The organism is Paenibacillus sp. MZ04-78.2, from assembly GCF_024213375.1.
Classification (GTDB): Bacteria; Bacillota; Bacilli; order Paenibacillales; family NBRC-103111; genus Paenibacillus_G.
Genome location: NZ_JANAVJ010000098.1, coordinates 1 through 3,089 on the forward strand (window position 1 = coordinate 1; position 3,089 = coordinate 3,089).

Genomic DNA, 3,089 nt, shown 5'->3' on the forward strand with positions numbered 1-3,089 from the left:
TGTTCGCCGCCTCACTATTTGGCGGAGAAAAGAGTGGTTTTCGCCAATACAACAGGCGGTGCAACAATTCATATACTACCGAAAATAGCCTAATCCCTTCTGTACAATGACGGGGGATTAGGCTATTTTAAAATAAAAAAAGGAATGCTCCCGAACCTTTGGCGAGGAACCCCGGGAGCATTACCAACAACATGTCCAAAATACTTCATTTCGGCCATTCTTGCAAGGCTTATTTGCGAATCTACATGGACCGTCCGCCAGATGTGCTTCTAGATTGTGAGAATTGCGGCTGTCGTCTGCATAAGCACGGACGTTACTACCGGTCGGTGACAACCAAGCGAGAGATGTTGCGTATCCCGATCTACCGCCAATATTGCCCGAACTGTGGAACCACCGTTTCTCTGCTCCCGGATTTCCTAATCCCCTGGGCCCGCTGTGCGACTTGGGTCCGAGAAGCGGCGATGCTTCGTCGACAGAAGGGATTTACTTGGCGTGAAGTCCAAACAAGCACTGCTTCTCCAGCTGTTCGCTGTAGCCGACGAACACTAAAACGATGGCGGAAACGCTATGAACAAAGGGCATCTTCCGCAACAATGTGGCTTGCCGGTCAATTAACCCGCTCGGGCTATGACGGGGATCTACTTGGCATGTATCCGGAGAAGATAAATCCAGGGCCTGCGGACACGTTGAATTGGCTGCAAAAACTGTTACGTATTTCCTGCCCCGTCAAGCCATGGCGACGGGGCTATTGGACGTTTCTGAACGTGCGATTACCGGTAGCCGCGCAATTGTAATGCGTCCTCATTCCTCCCGTTACCGATGTCGGCAAACCCCAATCGCCGCCTCGATTGGTGGCTCATCCCCTCTGAACATGTCGATTGACCCCGATTCCCACAAGATATGCCTCCTCCCCAAGCAGCAGGACGTTGTGAGATACTCCCGGAAGATGAACGGAGAGGAGTCCTATTCAAATGAATGAACAAGAACGACAGCAGATGGCCAACTTCCGCTACGGTCTCATCGCGCCACTGGTCAGCCGGAAACTGGAAGCTGGCGAACAGATGGCACGGATGCGAGACATTGTGAGCCACGTCTATGAAACACCCACGGGCGAGCAAAAACAGATTAGCTTACGGACGCTAGAGCGCTACGTGCAGGCATACCGAAGCGGCGGCTGGGAGGCCCTTCTGCCTTCACCTCGAGCGGACAAACTACAGGCGCGTGACATTTCGGATGATGTACTCGCCAAAGCGATCGCCTTAAAGCAAGAACAGCCCGGACGCAGCGTCCGGCAGATTATTGCCATCCTTGAGCTTGCCCAATATGTGGATTCCGGCGTGCTCAAGGAGAGTACACTGAGTAAACAGCTGCGCCGTCGCGGCATGACGCGCAAAGCGCTTCTGACGACGGGCTGGAGTGAATTCCGCCGATTCGAGGCCGTACACCGCAACAGTGTGTGGCAAGGCGATGTCCAGCATACGCTGTACCTGCCTCACCCGGATAAACCCGGAAAGAAAGCGATGGCTTACTTGGTGATCTTCATCGACGATTATTCGCGCCTGTGCGTGCACGGCCAGTTTTACTTTGAAGAACGGATAGCCCGGCTCGAAGACTGCCTTAAAAAAGCAATTCTGAAGCATGGCGTACCCGAAATGATCTACGTCGATAACGGAGCCATCTATTCCTCACACCACTTTAAGCGGATCTGCGGACGGCTAGGAACCGAGCTTAAGCACACTCGCCCTGGGCGTCCGCAAGGACGCGGGAAGCAGGAAAAGTTTTTTCGGTTCGTTGACCAGAGCTTTGTGCCGGAGGCGTACGATCTCATCGAGCAAGGGAAGATCCAGACGCTCACCGACTTGAACCGCTTCTTCGCTGCTTGGCTTGAGGTCGCCTACCACCAGAAGGTCCATAACAGCTTTAAACAGCGTCCGATTGACCGCTACCAGAAGGACGAGCACCCGATTCGCACGATGCCCCCGCATGAGCTCGCGGAAGTCTTCCTGCTCGAGGAGTCGCGAAAGGCCGACAAGACGGGCTGCATTTCATTGCTCGGCACAACCTACGAGGTAGAGGCGAAGCTTGCTAGCTCGCAGGTTCAAGTGCGATTCGATCCTCACGATTTGAGCTTGATTCAGGTTTGGAAGGATGGCGTTCGATTCGCTGACGCCAAACCGCTGGTGCTACGTGATCCCAGGCAAAAGAGGAAACCGGCGGAAGCCGCGGCAAACGAGCAACAGCCACCTAAGACAGGGCTCAACTATGTGGAACTACTTGCAGAGGAGCATAACCGGCAGCTCCGTCAGAGGCAAGCCGCAGAGCTCTCTCTGGCCATGAAAGAGGTGAAGCACCCATGATTCGGAGTTTCTTCGGCTGGGAGCGAACCCCGTTTACGAGAGAGATTGAAACCCGGCATCTGCACCGCTCGAAGCGGTTTGAGGAGTGCGTGGCCCGCCTGCAGTACATGGTCATGACACGGTCGATTGGCTGCGTGACCGGTGAGATTGGCACGGGCAAGTCGACCGCCATTCGTTCCTTAAAGGACCAGTTGGATGCGAACAAATACCGATTCATGTATGTGTCCGATGCGAATTTGAAACCGCGCGATTTTTACCGCGAGCTGCTTCACCATTTTGGGCTGCCGCCTAAATTTCTCCGCAGCGAGGCCAAACGGCAGTTCCAGCATCTCGTGTGGGATCTGTACGAGAACCAGCGGAAGGTAGCCGTCATTGTTGTAGATGAAGCACACTTGCTTTCCGGTGACATGCTGCAGGAAATTCGGTTTCTTACGAACTTCCAGATGGATTCCGTTTCGCCGCTGGCTCTTCTCTTGATGGGTCAGCCGGAGTTGCAGGCCACGTTGCAGCTTCGGGTATTTAAGCCGATTACACAGCGAATGAATGTGAGATTTCATTTGGAAGGCTTGTCGCTTGCGGAGAGCCGGGACTATATCTCGCACCAGCTTGAGGTTGCGGGCAGTACCCATCCGATTTTTACAACCGAGGCGATGGATGCAATTTATGCGCACACACGTGGCATTTGCCGCGAGATGAACAATGTTTGCACAGCCGCCTTGCTTGACGCTGTAC

The 3,089-nt window shown here is 54.0% G+C and carries 3 protein-coding genes; all 3 read left to right on the top strand.

Annotated elements, in window-relative coordinates; all coding sequences use genetic code 11:
- Positions 1 to 245: 245 nt before the first annotated feature.
- The gene (locus NLX71_RS27245; protein WP_375377977.1) at positions 246 to 794 is read left to right on the top strand and encodes a DUF6431 domain-containing protein; all 549 of its coding nucleotides are present in this window, start codon (positions 246 to 248) and stop codon (positions 792 to 794) included.
- 267 nt (positions 795 to 1,061) lie between these two features.
- Complete coding sequence (locus NLX71_RS26090; RefSeq protein ID WP_254366719.1) at positions 1,062 to 2,357, top strand: DDE-type integrase/transposase/recombinase; 1,296 nt, start codon at positions 1,062 to 1,064, stop codon at positions 2,355 to 2,357.
- Positions 2,354 to 3,089: ExeA family protein (locus NLX71_RS26095; protein ID WP_254366721.1), on the top strand; the 736-nt coding region annotated here is incomplete at its 3' end. The genes NLX71_RS26090 and NLX71_RS26095, both read left to right, overlap by 4 nt.